20 protein-coding genes, 1 tRNA gene and 1 other RNA gene are annotated in these 19,910 nt (G+C 60.9%); 6 read left to right on the forward strand and 16 right to left on the reverse strand.

All coding sequences use genetic code 11. The annotated features are described in order from the left end of the window. Positions 1-56 precede the first annotated feature (56 nt). Positions 57-1,544, reverse strand: a complete 1,488-nt coding sequence (locus tag J2Y41_RS15980; RefSeq protein ID WP_224090732.1) for a glyceraldehyde-3-phosphate dehydrogenase — start codon at positions 1,542-1,544, stop codon at positions 57-59. Between the two features lie 286 nt (positions 1,545-1,830). Continuing rightward, positions 1,831-2,222, reverse strand: an RNA gene (gene rnpB / locus J2Y41_RS15985) — RNase P RNA component class A. Positions 2,223-2,279: 57 nt separating this feature from the next. On the opposite strand from rnpB, the gene J2Y41_RS15990 reads away from it, so the two are divergent. Continuing rightward, entirely contained in the window at positions 2,280-3,044 is a 765-nt protein-coding gene (locus tag J2Y41_RS15990) for a peroxide stress protein YaaA (RefSeq protein ID WP_309929890.1), read from the forward strand. A 20-nt stretch (positions 3,045-3,064) separates the two neighbouring features. Here the strand turns inward: J2Y41_RS15990 and J2Y41_RS15995 are convergent, their stop codons facing one another. Together J2Y41_RS15995 and J2Y41_RS16000 are read right to left on the reverse strand one after the other, a co-directional pair. After that, the gene (locus tag J2Y41_RS15995) at positions 3,065-3,802 is read right to left on the reverse strand and encodes a zinc ribbon domain-containing protein (protein ID WP_224090736.1); all 738 of its coding nucleotides are present in this window, start codon (positions 3,800-3,802) and stop codon (positions 3,065-3,067) included. Between the two features lie 89 nt (positions 3,803-3,891). After that, a complete protein-coding gene (locus J2Y41_RS16000; protein ID WP_309929892.1) occupies positions 3,892-4,803 on the reverse strand; it encodes a Nif3-like dinuclear metal center hexameric protein in 912 nt (303 codons plus the stop codon). A 160-nt stretch (positions 4,804-4,963) separates the two neighbouring features. Here J2Y41_RS16000 and msrA point away from each other — a divergent pair, with 160 nt between their 5' ends. The 3 genes from msrA (at position 4,964) to epsC (ending at position 7,116) form a co-directional block, all read left to right on the forward strand. Further along, positions 4,964-5,488 (forward strand): peptide-methionine (S)-S-oxide reductase MsrA, encoded by a 525-nt coding sequence (gene msrA, locus J2Y41_RS16005; RefSeq protein ID WP_224090740.1) that lies wholly within the window; start codon positions 4,964-4,966, stop codon positions 5,486-5,488. A gap of 66 nt (positions 5,489-5,554) precedes the next feature. Next, on the forward strand, positions 5,555-6,490 hold the full coding sequence (cysK, locus tag J2Y41_RS16010; protein WP_224090742.1) for a cysteine synthase A: 936 nt from the start codon (positions 5,555-5,557) through the stop codon (positions 6,488-6,490). A 41-nt stretch (positions 6,491-6,531) separates the two neighbouring features. Continuing rightward, on the forward strand, positions 6,532-7,116 hold the full coding sequence (gene epsC, locus J2Y41_RS16015; RefSeq protein ID WP_223933212.1) for a serine O-acetyltransferase EpsC: 585 nt from the start codon (positions 6,532-6,534) through the stop codon (positions 7,114-7,116). A gap of 6 nt (positions 7,117-7,122) precedes the next feature. Here epsC and J2Y41_RS16020 read toward each other — a convergent pair whose 3' ends face one another. Further along, positions 7,123-7,956 (reverse strand): oxidoreductase, encoded by an 834-nt coding sequence (locus J2Y41_RS16020; protein WP_309929896.1) that lies wholly within the window; start codon positions 7,954-7,956, stop codon positions 7,123-7,125. Positions 7,957-8,070: 114 nt separating this feature from the next. Beyond that, positions 8,071-9,507: an NADP-dependent phosphogluconate dehydrogenase gene (gndA, locus tag J2Y41_RS16025; RefSeq protein WP_224090745.1), complete on the reverse strand. Its 1,437-nt coding sequence runs from the start codon at positions 9,505-9,507 to the stop codon at positions 8,071-8,073. Positions 9,508-9,736: 229 nt separating this feature from the next. Here gndA and J2Y41_RS16030 point away from each other — a divergent pair, with 229 nt between their 5' ends. Beyond that, positions 9,737-10,465, forward strand: a complete 729-nt coding sequence (locus J2Y41_RS16030; protein ID WP_224090746.1) for a FadR/GntR family transcriptional regulator — start codon at positions 9,737-9,739, stop codon at positions 10,463-10,465. Here J2Y41_RS16030 and J2Y41_RS16035 read toward each other — a convergent pair. From J2Y41_RS16035 to J2Y41_RS16045, 3 genes are read right to left on the reverse strand one after another with little or no spacing between them, the layout of a single operon-like run. Further along, the gene (locus J2Y41_RS16035; protein WP_224090747.1) at positions 10,462-11,511 is read right to left on the reverse strand and encodes an L-idonate 5-dehydrogenase; all 1,050 of its coding nucleotides are present in this window, start codon (positions 11,509-11,511) and stop codon (positions 10,462-10,464) included. The two genes, J2Y41_RS16030 and J2Y41_RS16035, sit on opposite strands and share 4 nt — an antisense overlap. Beyond that, on the reverse strand, positions 11,511-12,281 hold the full coding sequence (locus tag J2Y41_RS16040; protein ID WP_224090748.1) for an SDR family oxidoreductase: 771 nt from the start codon (positions 12,279-12,281) through the stop codon (positions 11,511-11,513). Before J2Y41_RS16040 ends, J2Y41_RS16035 begins: the two co-directional genes overlap by 1 nt. Positions 12,282-12,334: 53 nt before the next feature. Next, positions 12,335-13,234, reverse strand: a complete 900-nt coding sequence (locus J2Y41_RS16045; RefSeq protein ID WP_224090749.1) for an NAD(P)-dependent oxidoreductase — start codon at positions 13,232-13,234, stop codon at positions 12,335-12,337. Positions 13,235-13,304: 70 nt separating this feature from the next. On the opposite strand from J2Y41_RS16045, the gene J2Y41_RS16050 reads away from it, so the two are divergent. Next, positions 13,305-14,372: a D-2-hydroxyacid dehydrogenase gene (locus J2Y41_RS16050; RefSeq protein ID WP_309929900.1), complete on the forward strand. Its 1,068-nt coding sequence runs from the start codon at positions 13,305-13,307 to the stop codon at positions 14,370-14,372. 84 nt (positions 14,373-14,456) lie between these two features. On the opposite strand, the gene J2Y41_RS16055 is transcribed toward J2Y41_RS16050, so the two are convergent. The 7 genes from J2Y41_RS16055 to J2Y41_RS16085 all read right to left on the reverse strand — a co-directional run bounded on the left by J2Y41_RS16055 (position 14,457) and on the right by J2Y41_RS16085 (position 19,416). Then, positions 14,457-15,815 carry an MFS transporter gene (locus J2Y41_RS16055; RefSeq protein ID WP_224090751.1) on the reverse strand — a complete coding sequence of 453 codons (1,359 nt, stop codon included), beginning with the start codon at positions 15,813-15,815 and terminating at the stop codon, positions 14,457-14,459. Positions 15,816-15,973: 158 nt separating this feature from the next. Further along, positions 15,974-16,768, reverse strand: a complete 795-nt coding sequence (locus J2Y41_RS16060; protein ID WP_224164567.1) for an IclR family transcriptional regulator — start codon at positions 16,766-16,768, stop codon at positions 15,974-15,976. Positions 16,769-17,017: 249 nt separating this feature from the next. Then, entirely contained in the window at positions 17,018-17,308 is a 291-nt protein-coding gene (locus J2Y41_RS16065; RefSeq protein ID WP_224090754.1) for a hypothetical protein, read from the reverse strand. 104 nt (positions 17,309-17,412) lie between these two features. Further along, a tRNA-Val gene (locus J2Y41_RS16070) sits at positions 17,413-17,488 on the reverse strand. A gap of 55 nt (positions 17,489-17,543) precedes the next feature. Then, a complete protein-coding gene (locus J2Y41_RS16075; RefSeq protein WP_396133550.1) occupies positions 17,544-18,473 on the reverse strand; it encodes an NAD-dependent protein deacetylase in 930 nt (309 codons plus the stop codon). Positions 18,474-18,496: 23 nt separating this feature from the next. Next, complete coding sequence (locus J2Y41_RS16080) at positions 18,497-19,000, reverse strand: peroxiredoxin (protein WP_224090755.1); 504 nt, start codon at positions 18,998-19,000, stop codon at positions 18,497-18,499. Then, entirely contained in the window at positions 18,997-19,416 is a 420-nt protein-coding gene (locus J2Y41_RS16085; protein WP_216925434.1) for a DUF3052 domain-containing protein, read from the reverse strand. The genes J2Y41_RS16080 and J2Y41_RS16085 overlap by 4 nt, the downstream gene beginning before the upstream one ends. Between the last annotated feature and the right edge of the window lie 494 nt (positions 19,417-19,910).

A 19,910-nucleotide genomic window follows, 5' to 3' on the forward strand; every position in this document is an offset into this window, starting at 1 on the left:
AGGTTTCCCGGCTGATACCAGTAACACAGCCGGGAAACCCGTGAATACTTCCCGGCTTAGGCGTTCGCTGCCTCAAGCACTGCAATAGGCGCCACGATGTCGCGGGCAGGGAAGGACGGCGGGTTGACGCCGGCCATTTCCTCCATGACACGGACAACCTGGCAGGAGTAGCCGAATTCGTTGTCGTACCAAACGTAGAGCACGAGGTTCTTGTCATTGGAAATAGTGGCCAGACCATCAACGATGCCTGCCCGGCGGGACCCAACGAAGTCGGTGGAGACAACGTCCGGGGAATCGATGTAGTCGATCTGCTTGCGCAACGGTGAGTGCAGCGACATTTCGCGGAGGTAGTCGTTGACCTCATCGCGTGTGGTGCCCTTGGCGAGGTTGAGGTTCAGGATCGCCATGGATACGTCCGGGGTAGGTACGCGGATGGCGTTACCAGTGAGCTTGCCCTGAAGTTCCGGAAGCGCCTTGGCAACAGCCTTGGCTGCCCCTGTCTCCGTGATGACCATGTTCAGGGCTGCCGAGCGGCCGCGGCGATCTCCCTTGTGGAAGTTGTCGATCAGGTTTTGGTCGTTCGTGAACGAGTGCACCGTCTCAACGTGGCCGTGGATGATACCGAATTTGTCGTTGATGGCCTTCAGTACCGGAGTAATGGCGTTGGTCGTGCACGACGCGGCCGTGACGATCTTGTCGTCATCGGAAATGTCGGACTGGTTGATTCCGTGGACGATGTTCTTCAGGTCGCCCTTGCCCGGAGCCGTCAGCAGGACGCGCGAAACACCCTTGCTTTGCAGGTGCTGGGACAGGCCTTCCGCATCGCGCCAACGCCCGGTGTTGTCCACTACGAGGGCATCCTTGATGCCGTAGGCGGTGTAGTCCACGGTTGCGGGGTTGTCGGAGTAGATGACCTGGACCTGAACGCCGTTGGCGGTGATGGTGTTTGCTTCTTCGTCCACGCGGATGGTTCCCTCAAAGGAACCGTGTACGGAGTCGCGACGCAGGAGGCTGGCACGCTTGACGAGGTCGTTCTCGGCGCCCTTGCGGACAACGATGGCACGCAGCCGCAGGCCATGCCCGCCACCGGCCTTTTCAATCAGGATGCGGGCCAGGAGGCGGCCGATGCGCCCAAAGCCGTACAGCACGACGTCGGTGCTGGTGCGGTCATCAGCGCCACGCTTTCCGACGATTTCAGCGAGCTCGGCCCGCAGGAAGTCATCCAACGAGGTGCCGTGGCCCTCGACGCGGAACTTCTCCGTGAGACGGGCAATGTCGATTGCAGCCGCACCGAGTTCCAGCTCAGCAAGAGCATTCAACAGCGGTGCGGTTTCTTCGAGCAGGAGCTCGGTGTTGCTCATCCGGCGCGCAAAGCGGTGGGCCTTCAGGATGTTCATGGTCGACTTGTTGATCAGGCTCCGGCCGTGGATGCTCGTGACCACGTTGTTTTCCCGGTACAACCGGCCGATCACCGGAATCATGGCCTCGGCGAGAGCCTCCCGGCCCATCCACTTATCAAGACAAGAATCTGACGTCTGGCTCACAGAACTACCTTCCTTGGGTCAACCACATACGTCCTCGTATGCAGATGGCGGCCGCCCGGAGTAATCCTGCGGCACGAGCACTGGACGGGCTTCGGTCCACCCACAGCGCCTTGAACGATTGCAAAGAAAAGACCGCCGGCTGCGAACGCAGTCCCGGCGGCAGAACATCTACGTTCATAACAAGTCTAAGGCGGAAGGGCGCCCTCTTGGGCGCCCGGGGGCGTGAAATCACTCACATGGCAGTCACAATGGACATCACATGCCTGGGACCTCAGTGGCAAATATGTGGATGGGTTGACCGATACGCCGGGTTCTGTCATCCCTTGCCGTTGCCGGCAAAGGAGTGGCGGCCATCCATCTACGAACGCCGTTGCCGGCGCCCTCCAGCAGCCTACCCGGACACTCGGGCGAGCAGCCCTCAAACGTGCCCTGTCTGGCCTTGCTCCGGGTGGGGTTTACCTAGCCTCCCCGGTCACCCAGGGAGCTGGTGGTCTCTTACACCACCGTTTCACCCTTACCTGCCGCATGCTGATGCAAGCATCACCACGCGCAGGCGGTCTGTTTTCTGTGGCACTGGCCTGCGGGTTACCCCGAGTGGGCGTTACCCACCACCCTGCTCTGCGGAGCCCGGACGTTCCTCGAGCCACTTGCGTGACGCGCGACCGCCTGGTCAACCCATCCGCCGTACAGTCTACCGGCGTCGAGGGTTGTGCCGGTCCCCGGTAATATCGTCTGGTGCTGATTCTGCTGCCGCCTTCCGAAGGCAAGACCCCCGCCGTCAAAGGTCCCGCCTTCGAATGGGAGTCGCTCAGCTTTCCGGAGCTGAACCCGTACCGAGCGAAGGTCCTGGAATCGTTGGGCACCGTCAGCGCCCACGAGGACGCGCTTGCACTGCTGGGCGTAGGTGCCTCGCTGAAGGACGACGTCGAACGTAATACCCGGCTGCACGCGGAACCGGCCGCCCCGGCCCATCAGGTCTACTCAGGAGTCCTGTATGACGCGCTCGGCTTTAAATCCATGACGCCGGCCCAACGACGCAAGGCAACCGAAACGATTTTGGTGGTTTCGGCACTGTGGGGCGTTATCGGTTTTGGTGACCAGGTGCCGGCCTACCGGCTGTCCATGGGAACCGCACTGCCCGACGTCGGACGCCTCGCCTCCTTCTGGAAGCCGAACCTGAATGCGGCCCTCGCCAAACGGGCTGAAGGAGAGCTGCTGGTTGATTGCCGTTCCAGCACGTATGCAGCTGCGTGGGCTCCCCCGGCAGCGCAGACCGTCACGGTGAATGTATTCAACGAGACAAACGGCAAGCGCACGGTGGTCAGCCACTTCGCCAAACACACCCGTGGCGAGTTTGCCAGGCATCTGCTGACCAGGCGCGGCAAGGCCCCTGCCACGCCCGATCAACTGCTGAAGGCTGCCAAGGAAGTCTGGGCAGCGGAACTTGTGCCCGGGATGGCTCGCAAGCCGCATGCCCTCAATATCATTCTGGGCAGTTAGGTCAGTTCCGCTCGGCTAGGTCAGTTCCACTCGGCCGAACGGACCAGGATGCATCCGGAATCAGGGCAAAAGACGATGTCGTCGTCAGCCGCAGCCTTGACTTCAGCGAGGTCGCCGGGGCTGAGCATCATCCCTGAACCTTCCGATTTACCGTGGAAGAGCCTGGCGGCACCGACGCCGCGCTTGGCTATGGTCTTCTCATAGACTGCGAGCATTCCGGCGTCGAGGGCCTCCGCGAAAGCGGCACGCTGCCCGCGGACCACGGTTTCCTCGGCCGCGATCTCAGCAATCGCCTCATCCAGTTCGGCGCGGATGCCGGCAAATGAACCCTGGATGTCATCAACGATGGTCTGTTGCGCGGCCTGGCGCTCCCGCAGGGTGTCCAAACGTTCCAGGATTTCAAGCTCAACATCTTCAAGGTCGGAGCGGCGCTTATTAAGGGACGCAATATCACTTTGGAGCGCTACGAGGTCCTTGGAGAGGCCGGTTCCGCTATTGAGCCTGGCTTCGTCCCGTTCGATGCGGGATGCGACCTGTTCCACGTCAGCTTCCGAACGACGCAGTTCGGCTTCGGCGTCGTGTACGGCCATCTTGGCCGCGCCCAACTCACCATTGGCAACGTTGAGTGCATCCTGCAGGTCAGCTATCCGGGGATCTGTTTCCAGCACCTTCCGGCGGCCTGCCAACGACTTGAGCCTGGCGTCCAGTCCCTGCAGTTCAAGCAATTTCAATTGTTCTGCCGGTGCTGCTTTCGCCACGCTTACCTCCGCTTGTTACTTCCGGGCCTGGGGATCAGTTCCGGATGGACGGGCCCCTTTTTATTGGGACTGTCCGTATCTTCTAGACTCTAGTCCCCGCCGGGAGTGAGTATGAAGTCCCAGGGATCGCTGTTGGTGCTGCTCACGCGGATCTCGACGTCGTAGCCCTGATCAGCCAGTACGTTGCCGAGCGCTTCCGCGGCTACGGGCAGCCACAGCCATTCACTGGCAAAGTGCGATACGTCAATGAGGTACGGACGGCCGTTGACGGCACCTTCCCGCGCCTCCGACGCTGGATGGTGCCGCATGTCTGCTGTCACATACACATCTGCGTTGCTGGCCCTGACGGCATCGAACAAGCTGTCCCCAGCGCCACCGCAGACGGCGACGCGCCGCAGCAGACCGTCCTTGTCGCCAGCCACGCGGACCCCTCCGGCCACTGCGGGGAGCATCCCAAAGACGCGGGCAGCGAAATCACCCAGGGTCATGAGCTCAGGAAGCTCTCCAACCCGGCCAATGCCTTCCTCGGGCAGGCCATTGGCGGCAGGGGTCAGTGGGGCAACATTTTCCAGGCCAAAGGCGTCCGCCAACACGTCCGATACGCCCCCGACGGCGGAGTCACCGTTGGTGTGGACGGTCAGGAGTCCGGTGCCCGCCTCGATAAGTCGGTGCACGGCCAATCCCTTCGCGGACGTGGCCGCGACGGAGTTCACGCCTTTGAGCAACAAGGGATGATGGGTAATGAGGAGTCCGGCACCCCACTCAATGGCCTCGTCGATGACGGCCAGGGTGGGATCCACGGCAAACAGGATTTTGGTGATCGGCGTGGTGGGGCGCCCCACCACGAGGCCTACCTCATCCCAATCCTCAGCCAAGGATTCCGGCCAGAGTTCCTCAACAGCAAGCAACACCTGGCCAAGGGTCGGGTCCCCGCTTGCTTCCACTGTCCCGGCGTCATCGCCGGAATCCGCATCGGAAATGGCGGTGTCTACTGCTTCCATACTCTTATTCTTACCTACTGGGCCCGATAGGGCAGTCTTGGTTGCTGCCGCGCCTGCCCAGTGACGTACCCAGTGGCGTTCCCGGTGGCGTTCCCGGTGGCGTTATTGTCCCGTAAGGTATTGCGGGAATCATCAGCCCCTCCAATCCATTGAAGAGATCATGAAAACTTTTGTACTTGGTGGTGGATGCTTCTGGTGCCTTGATGCCGTGTACCAGAAAACCCGCGGCGTCAGTTCCGTGGTCTCGGGCTATACGGGTGGCCATGTCCGAAACCCTGACTACTACGACGTCTGCTCGGGAATGACCGGTCATGCGGAGGTAGTTGCGGTGACATTCGACGAGACCGTGGTGCCGGAGGAGGTCATTCTTGACATGTTCTTCGCGCTGCATGACCCCACCACGTTGAACCGGCAGGGCTACGACACAGGTACCCAATACCGTTCGTCGATGTTCTACACCACGACGGAGGAAAAGATTCTCTTCGAAGAAGCCATCGAGCGCGCGCAAGCACTTTGGGCCGATCCGATTGTGACGGAAGTGAGCCGGCTACCCGAGTTCTATGAGGCAGAGGAAGTCCATCAGAACTACTACGCCAAATTCCCGTACCAGGGTTACTGCCAGGTCATCATCAATCCAAAACTGGCCAAAGCGCGGAAATATTACTCTGCATGGCTAACTGCTTAGCAGGGTTTCGATCCTGCTGGTTAGGCTGACCTCAGCATTCCCTCTTCAGAGATAGGCATAATCTTCATGGCAAGGATCTACGACGACGTCACCCAGCTGGTCGGCCGCACTCCGCTGGTCCGTTTGAACCGGCTGACCGAAGGCCTTGAGGCCACCGTTGCGGTCAAGCTTGAGTTCTACAACCCGGCCAACAGCGTGAAGGACCGCATCGGTGTGGCCATCATTGACGCCGCCGAAAAGTCCGGTGCCCTGAAGCCGGGCGGAACAATTGTCGAGGGCACCTCCGGCAACACCGGAATCGCTCTGGCCCTTGTTGGTGCCGCACGCGGCTACAAGGTCATCCTGACCATGCCTGAGACCATGTCCACCGAACGTCGTGTCATGCTTCGCGCTTACGGTGCAGAGATCGTACTGACTCCCGGTTCCGAAGGCATGCGCGGCGCTGTTGAAAAGGCCCAGGAGATTGTTGCCAACACGGAGAACTCCATCTGGGCGCAGCAGTTCGCCAACCCGGCCAACCCGGAGATCCACCGCAACACCACTGCCGAGGAAATCTGGGCGGACACAGACGGCGAAGTAGACATCTTTGTTGGCGGCGTCGGTACCGGCGGTACCGTGACCGGCGTCGGACAGGTCCTCAAGGAGCGCAAGCCCGAAGTCCAGATCATTGCAGTCGAGCCCAAGGACTCCCCCATCCTTAATGGCGGCAGCCCGGGTCCCCACAAGATCCAGGGTCTGGGCGCCAACTTCGTCCCGGAGGTCCTGGACACCAACGTCTACGACGAAGTTCTCGATGCGACCCTTGAAGACTCCGTTGCCACCGCCCGCGCCCTTGGTTCCAAGGAAGGCGTACTGGCCGGTATTTCCGGCGGTGCCGCGGTGTGGGGTGCACTGGAAGTAGCCAAGCGTCCGGAGAACAAGGGCAAGCTGATCGTCGTGATCGTGCCGGACTTCGGGGAGCGTTACATCTCCACTGTCCTCTTTGACGACATCCGCGGCTAACACTTCGCCCGCAAGCATTCATTTCCTGTAGAAAGGTCTTTGTGAGCTTCTTCGCAAGGCTTAAGGAAGACCTCGACGCCGCCCGGTCGCATGACCCGGCGGCTCGAGGTTCTTTTGAGAACTTTTTCGCCTACTCCGGCCTGCATGCCATCTGGGCACACCGCGTGACCCACAAGCTCTGGCAAAACCCGGCCCTTCGCTTTCCTGCCAGACTGATTTCACAGTTGGCGCGGTTCCTGACGGGCATCGAAATCCATCCCGGCGCAACCATCGGCCGGCGCTTCTTCATCGACCACGGTATGGGTGTCGTCATCGGCGAAACGGCCGAAATCGGCGAAGACGTGATGATCTATCACGGTGTGACGCTGGGTGGCCGATCCCTTGCCAAGGTCAAGCGCCACCCCACCATCGGGGATCGGGTGACCATCGGCGCCGGCGCCAAGGTCCTGGGACCCATCACCATCGGCGCAGACAGCGCAATTGGTGCGAACGCCGTCGTGGTGAAGAACGCTCCCCCGGAGTCGATCATCACCGGCATTCCAGCGACGTGGCGGCACCGCGACGCGAAATCCGAAACCAAACCGGCGGTTGACCCGGCTGAGTACTACATCGAATACAGGATCTAGTTTGAGCTAGCCGGTAAACCTCTTGTAGGAGTTCCACAGCACGGCGTCAAACACGCGGTCAGGAAGAACCCTGCGCAAGGCCAGGACGCTCCAGGCTCCCCTACCCACCGGGTAGCGGGTCTTGGGGCGTTTTGCCGTTGACGCGCGAACTATTGCCTTAGCCACTACCCTCGGAGGCGTGGATATCAGCTGTCCGGATGTTGAGGCCAAGGCTGCTGCCATAACGTGGGCTTGCCCTTTGTATGGACCCCTGCCGGATGCGGATAAGAGGCCTTCCCCGGCAATGGTGCCCCATTCGGTGTCCGTTCCGGCGGGCTCGATGAGTACGACGTCGATGCCGTGCGGTTTCAACTCGAGCCGCAAAGAATCACTCATCCCCTCCACTGCGAACTTGGTCCCGTGGTACCAAGCGCCCAGGGGCTCATAAATCTTTCCGCCGATGGACGAGACGTTGATGATCCGGCCAGAACCCGCATGCCGCATCCTGGGAATAACGAGTTGCGTCATCCTCGCCAAACCCATCACGTTCACCTCGAACTGGCGTCTGCCTTCTGCCAGGGGAACCTCCTCGAGGGAGCCGTAGGAGCCGTACCCTGCGTTGTTCACCAGGACATCTATGTGCCCGTGTGCAGCTTCAACAAGCGCCACAGCTGAGGCCATGGACTCTTCTACGGTGACGTCCAGGTGCATGACGGTGATTCCCTGCGCCTGAAGGGGATGCATCTTCTCCACCCTGCGCGCACCGGCGTAGACAATGAAGCCTTCGGACCTCAGGGCGCGCGCCGTCTCAAAACCAATGCCGGTAGATGCCCCTGTGACAAAAGCGATGCGCTCGGTCATGTCTCTGGCTCCTTGGCTCCTGGCACTCGCCACGATGGCCCAGTACCCCTTCCGGCACGGCAAAGGCCGGCTCCTCCCAGCGTATCGGGGAAGAACCGGCCTTGCTGCGGAACCTTAGTGGGTGTCGACGGCCGAGATTTCGGACTTGTCTTCGCCCCACAGGGTGTGGAACGTACCTTCGGCATCAACGCGGCCATAGGTGTGCGCACCGAAGAGGTCGCGCTGGCCCTGGATCAGGGCAGCAGCAACGCGCTTGCGGCGCAGGCCGTCGTAGTAGGCCAGCGAGGAGGAGAAGACCGGAACCGGGATGCCCAGCTGGACAGCGGTGGCTACAACGCGGCGCCAGGCCGGGAGGGCCTCAGCGATGGCCTTGGTGAAAGCCGGCGCGAACAGGAGGTTGGCAGGCTTCTCCTCGGCAGCGTAGGCCTTGGTGATGTCCTTGAGGAGTTCTGCGCGGATGATGCAACCTGCGCGCCACAGCGAGGCGATTTCGTCCAGCTTGAGGTCCCAGCCGTACTCCTTCGCGGCGGAGGTCAGCATGTCCAGGCCCTGGGCGTAGGAAACCAGCTTGGAGGCGTACAGCGCCTGGCGGACGTCCTCAACGAACGTCTCGGGGATCTCCACGGAAGCCTCTTCGCCGGCCAGCAGTTCCTGGCCAAGCTTGCGCTGCTCGGCCTGTGAGGACAATGCGCGGGCGAAAACGGACTCGGCAATGCCGGAGACCGGGGAGCCGAGTTCCAGTGCGGAGATGACCGTCCAGCGTCCGGTTCCCTTCTGGCCTGCAGCATCCACGACGACATCAACGAACGGCTTGCCGGTCTTGGCGTCGACGTGGCCCAGAACCTCGGCCGAGATTTCGATCAAGAAGGAGGACAGATCGCCCTTGTTCCAGTCAGCGAAGATCCTGGCCTGCTCGGCGGGCTCAATGCCGGCGCCGGAGCGGAGGAGATCGAATGCTTCACCGATAACCTGCATGTCGGCGTATTCGATGCCGTTGTGGACCATCTTGACGAAGTGGCCGGCACCGTCGGTGCCGATCCAAGCGCAGCACGGTTCGCCGTCGACCTTTGCGGCAATCTTCTCCAGCAGCGGGCCGAGGGCGTCATAGGACTCCCTGGAGCCACCGGGCATGATGGAGGGACCGTTCAATGCGCCCTCTTCGCCACCGGAAACACCGACGCCAACGAAGTGCAGGTCCTTCTTGGCCAGCGCGGCTTCGCGGCGGCGGGTGTCCTCGTAGTGCGAGTTACCGGCATCGATGATGATGTCGCCGGCCTCGAGCAGCGGTTCCAGCTGCTCGATGACGTTGTCCACGGGAGCGCCCGCCTTAACCATGATCAGGACACGGCGGGGCTTTTCGAGGGAGTCGACGAGTTCCTGCAGCGTTTCAGTGCGGATGAAGTCGCCGTCCGTGCCGTGCTTTTCCAGCAGGGCGTCGGTCTTTTCCACGGAGCGGTTGTGGAGAGCCACAGTGAAGCCGTTGCGGGCCAGGTTGCGGGCCAGGTTGGCGCCCATCACCGCGAGGCCGGTGACACCGATGTGTGCTGACATCAAAACTCCAATTCGATCGTGTACAAACAGTCCTGCGGACAGCAGGAAGCGATTTCATAACCAGGGGCTGTAATAAACCATACGTATTTAAGCCATGAGCAGGAAAGCGACGCCCACGTTTTGGAACGGCGCCGCGTCATAAACAGTCTATGATGTGCGGGACTTCCGAACGGCGCCAAGCGGCGTCGGACGGCACGCGGAATGCGTTCGCCGCACTATGCTTACGTCTATGTCAACCAGCCTCCACCACCGCGCCGTAGAGCATCTGGGAACCCGGATTGTGGGCGGCGCCCTTCCCACTGGCCACGTCATGCTGGCCGAACATTTGGAAGACGAGCTCAACGTTTCGCGCTCGGTGGTCCGGGAGGCCGTCCGCGTCCTGCAGTCGCTGGGCCTGGTGGAAACCATCAAGCGTGTCGGAATCCGCGTCCTCCCGGCCCATCGCTGGAATCCCTTTGATCCGTTGGTCATTCGCTGGCGCTTGGCCGGGGAGGGCCGTGGCGCCCAACTGAGGTCGCTCGCTGAGCTACGTTCCGCCGTCGAGCCTGTTGCTGCGGAACTCGCAGCCGGAAACGCTCCGGAAACCCTTCGCCGGGAACTCGTGGATATTTCGCTGGCCATGAAGGAAGCCGGCGACGCCGGAGACATGGCACGGTTCCTTGACCTCGATATCCGGTTCCATGCACTGGTCCTCTCCGGCTCGGGAAACGAGATGTTTGCCAACCTGATTGGCCAGGTGACAGAGACCCTGACGGGACGCACAGTGCACGGCCTCATGCCGGAACACCCCCAGAAGCAGGCGCTGCAGTGGCATATTGACGTCGCACACGCCATCGACGCCGGCGACGGACAGCAGGCCAGGGATGCGGCCGGAAAAATAATGCGCCAAACGATCGCGGAGCTGGCCCCCAGCTGGAACGACCAGCCCCGCGTCTTCGTACCCGTGGCGAAAAACTAATCCTGGAAGTTCAGCAGGACCTTGCCTGACCGGGCTGAGTTCCTGGCTACTTCGAATGCCTCAAGTCCGTGTGCGAGGTCGAACTCGTGCGTAATCACGGGGTCCACAAACAGCGAGCCGTCCGCCAACGCCGCAATGACGTCATCGATTTCGTTGTTGAAGCGGAAGGATCCCAGCAGTTCCAGTTCGCGGGTGATGGCCAGGGAGATGAAGACCGGTTGCGGGCCCGAGGGCAGCAGCCCCACCATGACCACTTTCCCGCCGCGGGTTGCTCCCTTGATGGCCGAGGCCAGGCCGTGGTGGCTGCCTGAGGACTCAATGACGACGTCGGCGTCCACCGCCGCGATGGCGTCCGCTTCGTCACCCCTCAGGACCGCATCGGCACCGACGGCTTTGGCGATCTCCAGCGGCTTGTCATGCATGTCGACGGCGACAATCCTGGCCGCGCCGGCCCGCTTCAGGACGGCGACCGTCAAGGCGCCGATGGGACCACTGCCGATCACGAGGGCCGTCTTCCCCGCGACGTCACCGGCCCGGGCGACGGCATGCCAGGCCACGCTGGCAGGCTCCACCAACGCCGCGGTCCTCAGATCCAGGGTGTCCGGCAGGGCACGCAGCATCCGCGAGGGAAGGGTGGCGTAGCGGCTGAAGGCCCCGTCGGTGTGCGGGTAGCGTGCCGCGCTGCCCAGGTACGTGCAACCCGGGGAAAGGTTGGGCCGGTCCTGCGGATAGCGGACCTCGCCCGGGGCCGGGGTTGCCGGATGCACCGCCACGGGCGTTCCTGGGCCAGGGCCGCTGCCATCGGCTGCCTGCTCGATGACGACGCCAACGATTTCATGGCCCAGGACCATCGGGGCCTTCAGAATCGATTCCCCCGCCGCGCCGTGGAGCCAGTAGTGCAGGTCCGAACCGCAGATGCCGCCGTACGCAATTTCGACGAGCGATTCGTTGGCCGCGGGCCTGGCCAGCGGGATATCTTCGATCCGTAGGTCACCCTTGCCGTGGGCTACGACGGCAGGGCCGGAGGCCGGGAGTGTGCTGCCCATCAGACCACCACCGTCATTCCACCATCGACGAAGATCGTCTGGCCGTTAACAAAGTTGGACGCTTGCGACGCAAGCCACACAACAGGTCCGGCGAGGTCGGCCACGGTTCCCCACCGGTTGGCCGGTGTCCGGCCCAGGATCCAGGAATTAAACGCCTCATCATCCACCAGGTTCTGTGTCATCTCAGTGTGGATGTAGCCGGGGGCGATGCCGTTGATCTGCAGCCCCGAAGCGGCCCACTCAGCAGTCATCGCACGCGTCAGGTTACGCAGCCCGCCCTTGGCGGCGACGTAGGGGGCGATCGTGGGACGGGCAAGGTCTGTTTGAACTGAGCAGATATTGATGATCTTTCCTTGGCCCCGCGGGATCATGTGCCGCGCAGCCTCCCGGCCCACCAGGAAGGCGCTGGTCAGGTCCGTGGTGATGACCCGGTCCCAGTCCTTGACATCGAGGTCAAGCATGGGAACGCGGTGCTGGATGCCGGCGTTGTTCACCAGGATCTCCAACGGGCCAACATTGGCCTCGATCCATTGCACGCCTTCAGCGGCCGAGGCGGCATCTGTGACATCGAACGCCCGGCTGAAGACCCGTCCGTCGGGATAGTCTGCAGCCATGGCATCGTGCGCCTTGGCCAGCCGTTCCGGATTGATGCCGTTCAGCACCACCGTCGCACCAGCATCAGCCAGGCCGCGGGCAAGGGCATTGCCGATCCCCCGGCTGGATCCGGTGACCAAGGCGATTCGCCCGCTCAGGTCAAATAGTCCACTCATGTTTCTGTTGCATTCCTTCTTGTCTGGACAGGTTTCTTGTTTGGGGCCGGCATTTAGTTGGCAGCCGAAGACATGGCAAGATTCGCTATTGCTTGGCGAACAACGGCGAGGTCCTGATCGCCAAGTCCTTGGCGCTTGAGTTCCCCGTAGAGCTGGATTGCCGCAGAGGCCATGGGTACCGGGGAGCCCACACTCCCGGCGCTTTGGACCACGAAGGCCAAATCCTTGTGCATGAACTTGGCGGGTCCCGTGGGCGTGTAGTCCTTCGCCGCCAAACGTGGCCCGACGATCTCCAACACCCGGCTTGCCGCCAAGCCTCCCGCGAGGACCTCATACAGGGCAGCCACATCCATTCCGGAGCGCTCGGCAAGTTCAGCAGCCTCGGCAAGTGCCGCCGTCGTAGTCCCGACGATCAGCTGGTTGCAGGCCTTGGCGAGCGAGCCTGATCCCAGTGGACCCATCCGGCGGACTGTTGTCCCCATGGTTTCAAAGAGTGGCTGAAGCCGTTCAAAGTCTGTTTCGGACGCCCCTGCCATAATGGCCAGGGTTCCGTTCCCGGCGCCGGTAGTGCCGCCGCTGACAGGCGCGTCAACCACCACCGCGTTTCCGCCGGTGGCCTCGCGCACGGTTTCGCCGAACTCCTGGACCGCCGTCGGCGACACACTGCTCATCACGACGACGGCGGTGCCCGGCTGGGGCGCTTCGGTGCGCCATGCATCAAGCAAGCCTTCTGCCGCGGCCTCGATCAAAGGCAAATCGGGAAGCATGAAAATGATTGTTGGTTCGTCACGGAGTTCGGCAAGGGTGTCTACGCGGCTGATGCCCGCGAGGCCTTGGAAGACAGTGTCGGAACGGTTCCATGCCCTGACGAGCCATCCTGCTTTAGCGATGTTGGCAGCCATGGGAGCCCCCATGAGCCCCAAGCCTACGAAACCCACACGTTTGCTGGTCATGTCGTGAAGAACCTCACTTCTTTGTGTGCATCAAAACGCAATCTGTTCAATATCCTAGCCTCCATTCAGTATGATGAACACTATGACGACTGATGAACTTACCATCGCGATCGCTGTACCGCTCGAAGCTGAGCATGTGGAGCGTATCCGCGCCGTAGATCCTTCCGTAACCGTTCTGTACGAACCCGACCTCCTTCCACCCGAGCGCTACCCTGCCGACCACAGCGGAGACCCGGACTTCAAGCGGACGCCGGAGCAGGAAGAACGCTACTGGGCCATGCTCAACCAGGCTCAGGTCCTGTACGGCTTCCCCAACGAAAGCCCGGCCGGCCTTGCCCGGATTGCCCAGAGCAATCCCCACCTTCAATGGATTCACGCCATGGCCGCCGGGGCCGGCGGAGCCGTCAAGGCTTCCGGACTGGATACCGAGACGCTTCGAAAATTCCGCGTCACTACTTCAGCCGGAGTCCACGCGTTGCCACTCGCGGAATTCTCCGCCTTTGGCATCCTCAACGGCTTCAAGCGCAGCGCCGAAATGGCCCAGGACCAAGCGGCCAAGGTTTGGCCCCAGTTGCGGACACCCACCAAGTTGGCCAACGGATCCAAGGTAGTCATTGCAGGGCTTGGCGAGATCGGCATGGAAACGGCACGTATCGCCCGCGCTCTGGGAATGAAGGTCAGCGGCACCAAACGCAACGTGGAGGCCATTGAGGGCATCGACGAAGTCACCAACAATGACGGCCTCGCGGGCCTCGTTGCCGACGCCGACGCCGTAGTGAACACACTTCCCGGCACTCCCTACACAGAGAAGCTGTTCAGCACTGACATCTTCTCCGCAATGAAGCCGGGCAGCGTGTTCGTCAACGTCGGCCGCGGCACAGTAGTGGACGAGGACGCCCTTCTTGAGGCCCTCAACAGTGGTCAAGTTGCCTATGCCTGCCTGGACGTCTTTGCCATCGAGCCGCTACCGCAGGACAGCCCCCTGTGGAACCACCCCAAGGTGCTGGTATCACCGCACACGTCTGCACTGAGCTCTGCCGAAAACCGCCTTATCGCAGAGCGTTTTTGCAGCAACCTCCGTACATTCATGGACGGTGGCGACCTTCCCCACCTGGTGGATCCGGTCCACTTCTACTAAACCCGGCAAGCTCTGACGCGAAAGGCTCCGACCCCAAGGGGGTCGGAGCCTTTTTTGCGCCAATGCTTGGCAAATGGCGGTCCGCTACTTCGCGTCCTCAAGGGCAAGAAGGTCCCGTCCTGCTGTTTCAGGCGTAAAGAATGTCGTGATGAACGAAATCAGGGCCAAAACGAGCGAGTAGACCGCGAGAACAACCCAGGAGTTATGCGTAGCCGCCAGGAGAATGGCGCCGAGCAGGGGCACAAGGCCGCCTGCCAGCACTGCAGAGATTTCCCGGCTGAGCGCAACTCCGGTGAAGCGGTACTGGGAACCAAACAGTTCAGGTAGCAGCGGGCACTGCGGGCCCAGCATGGACTGGACACCAAGCGCTATACCAACCACCATGACTGCCCACACGAGGGTCACGTTTCCGAGAGTCACCAGATAGAAGGCCGGGATGGCAAATATCGCCTGGAACAACGCACCATAACGGTAAACCCGGACGCGGCCAAAGCGGTCAGACAGTGCTCCGAACGTCACCACCATGACGGCTGCGAATCCAGCGGCAATCAGAAGCCCCACAGGACCAATGAATTTGTCCCCAGGGAAGACACCTTCCTTGACCGACATGAAGGAGATCAGCAGAGCCGAATAGATGGAAGAATTGCCATTCTCCCCCATACGGAGGCCTATACCCACCAGCACGTTCCTTCTGGAATGCTTCCAAAGTTGGCCCACAGGGTTCTTGACCACATTCTTATGCTTCTCCAGTTCCTGAAATACCGGGGTTTCCTTCAACCTCAGGCGAATGAAGACAGCAACAATGATCAGGACAAAGCTGGCAAGGAATGGCACCCTCCAGAGCCACGACTCGAAAGCAGCCTTGTCCGCCAACTGCAACAGCGCGAAAGTTCCGGCGCCCAGGAGCGTGCCGAGCTGAATGCCAACGAATGGCAGCGACGCGAAGTACCCCCGGCGCTTCGGCGGCGCCACTTCCGATATCAGGGTTGTGGCTCCGGCCTGTTCCGCTCCGGCCCCCAAACCCTGGATGATTCGCAATGTCACCAGGAGTACAGCGCCGAGCATTCCGGCCTGCTCGAAGGTGGGGAGCAGGCCGATGGCAAAGCTTGCGAGTCCCATCATGCCGATTGTCAGCAAGAGGACCATTTTGCGGCCAAATCTGTCTCCGATGAATCCGAAGAAAATACCGCCGAACGGTCTGGCCGCAAATCCCACGCCATAGGTGGCAAAGGATGCGATCAAAGCCCCGCTCTCACCCAAAGGCTTAAAGAACAAAGGCCCAAAGATCAAGGCCGAGGCCAGGCCATAAATGTAGAAATCGTAGTACTCCAGGGCAGAACCCACGGAGCTGGCCAGCGTCGCCCTGCGAAGCTGTTCCGGCTCAACCACTGCATCGTCAGCCTCAGCTGCGAGCTTTGCATCAGTACGAGTTGTCACAAGCACTCCCTCAAAATCACCCCAGGCCCCCGTTGGCCCGACGAGATAGTGATGGCATCACCGCCAAGATCACTATGGTGAACAGCGTACAGCTTGTTGAACTAGGTGCCAAGATTAAAATAAGATTTATTCAAAATCCGATGATTGTGACGTGCGGCACTGCATCAACCCATCGGATTCCCCAGGGAGCGGGCCAGCTCCTTGAGTTCCTTGACCATGAGCGCACCCTGCTCCTCTGAATAAGTAGCCTTCAGCGCAGTAACAGAAAGCCCCAGGCTGGGACCATGCGCCCCATGGGTGGGCACGGGAACGGCAAGGCACACCACGCCTACCGTGGATTCTTCGTCCTCGAAGGCAAAACCCTGCTTGCGGATCGTGGTGATTTGAGCCTTCAGTTCCTCGGCCGTGCGCAGCGAGTTCGGCGTCATGACCGGAAGTTCCATGCCATCCGGGAACATGGCATCGATGTCGTGATCATGCAATTGCGCCAGGAGCGCCTTTCCTACACTGCAAAGGGAGACCGGCATCTTGTCGCCGATGTTCGAGGTCAGCCGAACTGCAGGATGACCCTCATAGCGCGCCAGGTATATGACGTGGTCCCCGTCCAACATGGCGATGCGGACAGTTTCTCCAGACAGGGTGGGTGCTTGTTCACAGTACTTGTAGAACTCCTGCACTTCATCCAAACGGCTCAAGTACGCTGCGCCCAGCTCCACGAGCTTTCGCCCCAAGCCAAAGTCCGCGCCCTGCCTGGTAATAAGCCGTGCTTCTTCCAGTGCCAGCAGCAGATTAGACGTGGAAGATTTAGGGATTCCCAACTCCCTGGACAGATCACTCAGGGTGAGGCGGCCCGATGGCGATTCTGCCAATGCTTCCAGAACGGCCGCTGCGCGGGTCACCGCAGGAGCTGGCGATGATGCGCCCAGTCCTTCGGAGCGGGTAATGCGGGAATCGGCCATGATTCTCCTTCGTCATCTCAAACCGGACATCTCGTCCAACCGGGTGTTCAATCAGCTGAACACTACCCATCATAGTGTGATTGCTTGCGGTCCTGTCGGGAGCAATGGGGGCTTTATCGACACACAAGGCCTTAACGAGGGCTTTACTTTTCAAACGGAAAAGTTCGCTGTATATTCATTTTCGAGCTCTCCACCGCGGCATCCCCCAATAGTCGTGGTGGAGAGCTCATCCATTTCCCGGTGGGAATCCTAGGCAGCCACGCGTTCTTCGCCACGCAGGTACCAGCCGCCACCACTTCCGTCCCGCACCAGTTCCCAGGTTGCCAGGCTGGACATCGCGTTGCTTCCCAGCCGCACTTGGACTTGCAAGACCTCAACATCCACGCGGCCCTGCCCCCGGGGCATTCGCTTGGAACTCTCCCACCACGGCACCCTCTCGAACCATCGGAATGGTTCTTCCGCAATCTGCCACTCCCGGCCGCCCCGGACTACCGTAGTTGCCTCGCCGCCCCCTGCACTGCGGATGTATACCTGTTCCATAAGCCAGACAGTAGGCGTGGGCACTGACTTTTTTCGTGAGCCGCTTTTGGGGAAAGAAAAACCCCGCCATCCCGACCGTTGCGGTCCAGGATGGCGGGGCTGTTTGGTGGGTCCTACCGGGATCGAACCGATGACATCCACGGTGTAAACGTGGCGCTCTACCAGCTGAGCTAAAGACCCAAAGTTCAGTTTCAGTGCCTTAGCGCTTCAACCAACGAACAATGACTCTACATGATCATTCGGGCGAAACACCAATCGAGTCCCTCGCTGCAGAAATGTCGGGCAAATTCCGCGCAAGATAATCCAATGCTCCGCTCACTCCTACCTCAAGTTTCAGGGCGGCAAATTCGTCACCTCGCGTGGATCCCCTGTTGATGATGACCACAGGTTTGCCTGCCTTCGCAGCATGGCGAACGAACCTCAACCCACTCATCACGGTGAGCGAGGAGCCGGCGACCAGGAGAGCTTCGCCGGCGTCCACCATGGAATACGCCCGTTCGACCCGGGTTTTGGGAACATTTTCGCCAAAGTAGACGAAGTCAGGCTTCAGCGTTCCGCCGCAGACAGGACAAACTGCCACCACGAATGACTTAATGAGCTCGGGATCTTCCACGGTGGCATCAGCGTCCGGGGCCATCTCCACCACGCCTGCCTCGAGCGCGGCTTCTACGAACCCCGGATTCAGCTCCTCAAGAATTGCGGCGAGCAGCTTTCTGGAAAAAACGTGTCCGTTCTCAAGGCAGATCACCTGATCGAACCGCCCATGCAGATCCACAACGTTGGTGCTTCCGGCGTCCTCGTGGAGCCGGTCGACATTTTGGGTGATGAGGCCGGTCAGCAGGCCCCGCCGTTCCATGAGGGCGACGGCGGCGTGGCCGGCATTTGGATCAGCATGCCGCAAGTGGGACCAGCCGATATGGTTCCGGGCCCAATACCGCCGTCGATTGGCAGCACTGCCGATGAATTCCTGATACGTCATGGGGCTCCGTGGCGCTGATCCAGGTCCCCGGTAGTCCGGAATACCCGAATCGGTGCTGAGTCCGGCGCCGGTGAGCATGGCCAGCCGCCTGCCCCCAAGAATGTCCAGGACCTCCTTCAACGCCGCCTCTTCCCCGGCCCCCAAGGTGGCAGCGGTAGCCGGTTCCATGCTGGCGAAGCCGGTCATACCAACACCGGGCCGCACGTGGTTCACCCCTGCTGCACTCTCAATTCAGAGAGCGCCTGGCGGTAGCCTGCGAGGTCCCTGGCCTGTCCCCGCGGATTGACCACCACGTACCGGATCAATCCTTCGGCATCAATGATGAACGTTCCCCTAAGGGCCATCCCGCTGCGGGTATCAAAGACACCGTAAGCCTGCGCAACAGCTCCATGTGGCCAGAAATCAGCCAAAAGATCGAACTCATAGCGTTCCTGCTCCGCATATGCGCGCAAAGCAAATTTGCTGTCTACGGAGATCGCAAGGACGGTGGCGTTCGAGTCTTCGAAAGCAGCGATATTGTCGCGAATCTCACACAGTTCTCCCGTGCAGATGCCAGAGAAAGCGAACGGATAGAACACCACCACAACGTTGCGACCCCTGAAATCCGACAAACGGACCGGCTCGCCATATTGATTCAGCAGTTCAAAGTCCGGCGCCACCTCTCCGATCCCGGGAACAAGTGCGGGGGCCGGCGCTTGCTGGACTTCCGTCACTTGTTCTTCTTCGGCACCAAACGGGTGGCGCTCCAGTCCTTGGATACCCCGGCAGAAGTGGTCAGGTGCAGCCCCGAAGTGGGCGCTGCGTCCTGGATGTCCGCGGGAGAGACGTAGTTGTCGCGGCCGGATTTGGGGGTCAGAACCCACACCACGCCGCCCTCTTTCAAGGTGGTGAGCGAATCCATCAGAGCATCGACCAGGTCACCATCGCCGTCCCGCCACCAGCAAATAACAGCGTCTACGACGTCATGATCATCTTCATCCAACAGCTCAGAGCCCGTGACATCTTCAATGTCGTCACGCAAGTCGAAATCGACGTCGTCGTCGTAGCCGCGTTCCTGAATCAGATCCCCGTCTTTGAAACCCAATCTTTCCGCCACATTTACCGATGTGGCGGCGTCGGCCTCGCTCACGTTTCCTCCTTTTGAAGTGACTTCCATTACTAACAGCCAACACCCTTTGGGCGTGTGCTTCAAGCCATTGTCCCTGCGATGACGCATATTCCGCACTACCTGGGGTGTTTCGAAGCTGTGACAATCACGTGGCATCCGTCACGGAGAGCACCAGGATGTGACATACAACGCCCCTGAGGCCCCACGGCTACGCATCCCAGCGCTGTCAAAGCTAGAGTGGCCATGAGCGCTTTGGCTGCAGGGCGATCGCCCCGAGGAATTCTACTGGGCAGCCATGCGCTCACAAGACCTGCCCGGCGCATCCGACCGGGCTGTTGAAACCGAGATGTCGCACACGACGCGTTCATGACGGGCAGTTACCCTGCCAGACCTGAGGCGCCGATGCATGCGCCTAAAGGAAGGTTGGACGTGGCTGCAGGAGAAGAGACCTCACACATCCTCAGCGGGTTGACTGCCCAGCTGCCTGATCGTGATCCGGAAGAGACCGCGGAGTG

Source organism: Arthrobacter sp. 1088 (assembly GCF_031455315.1).
Classification (GTDB): domain Bacteria; phylum Actinomycetota; class Actinomycetes; order Actinomycetales; family Micrococcaceae; genus Arthrobacter.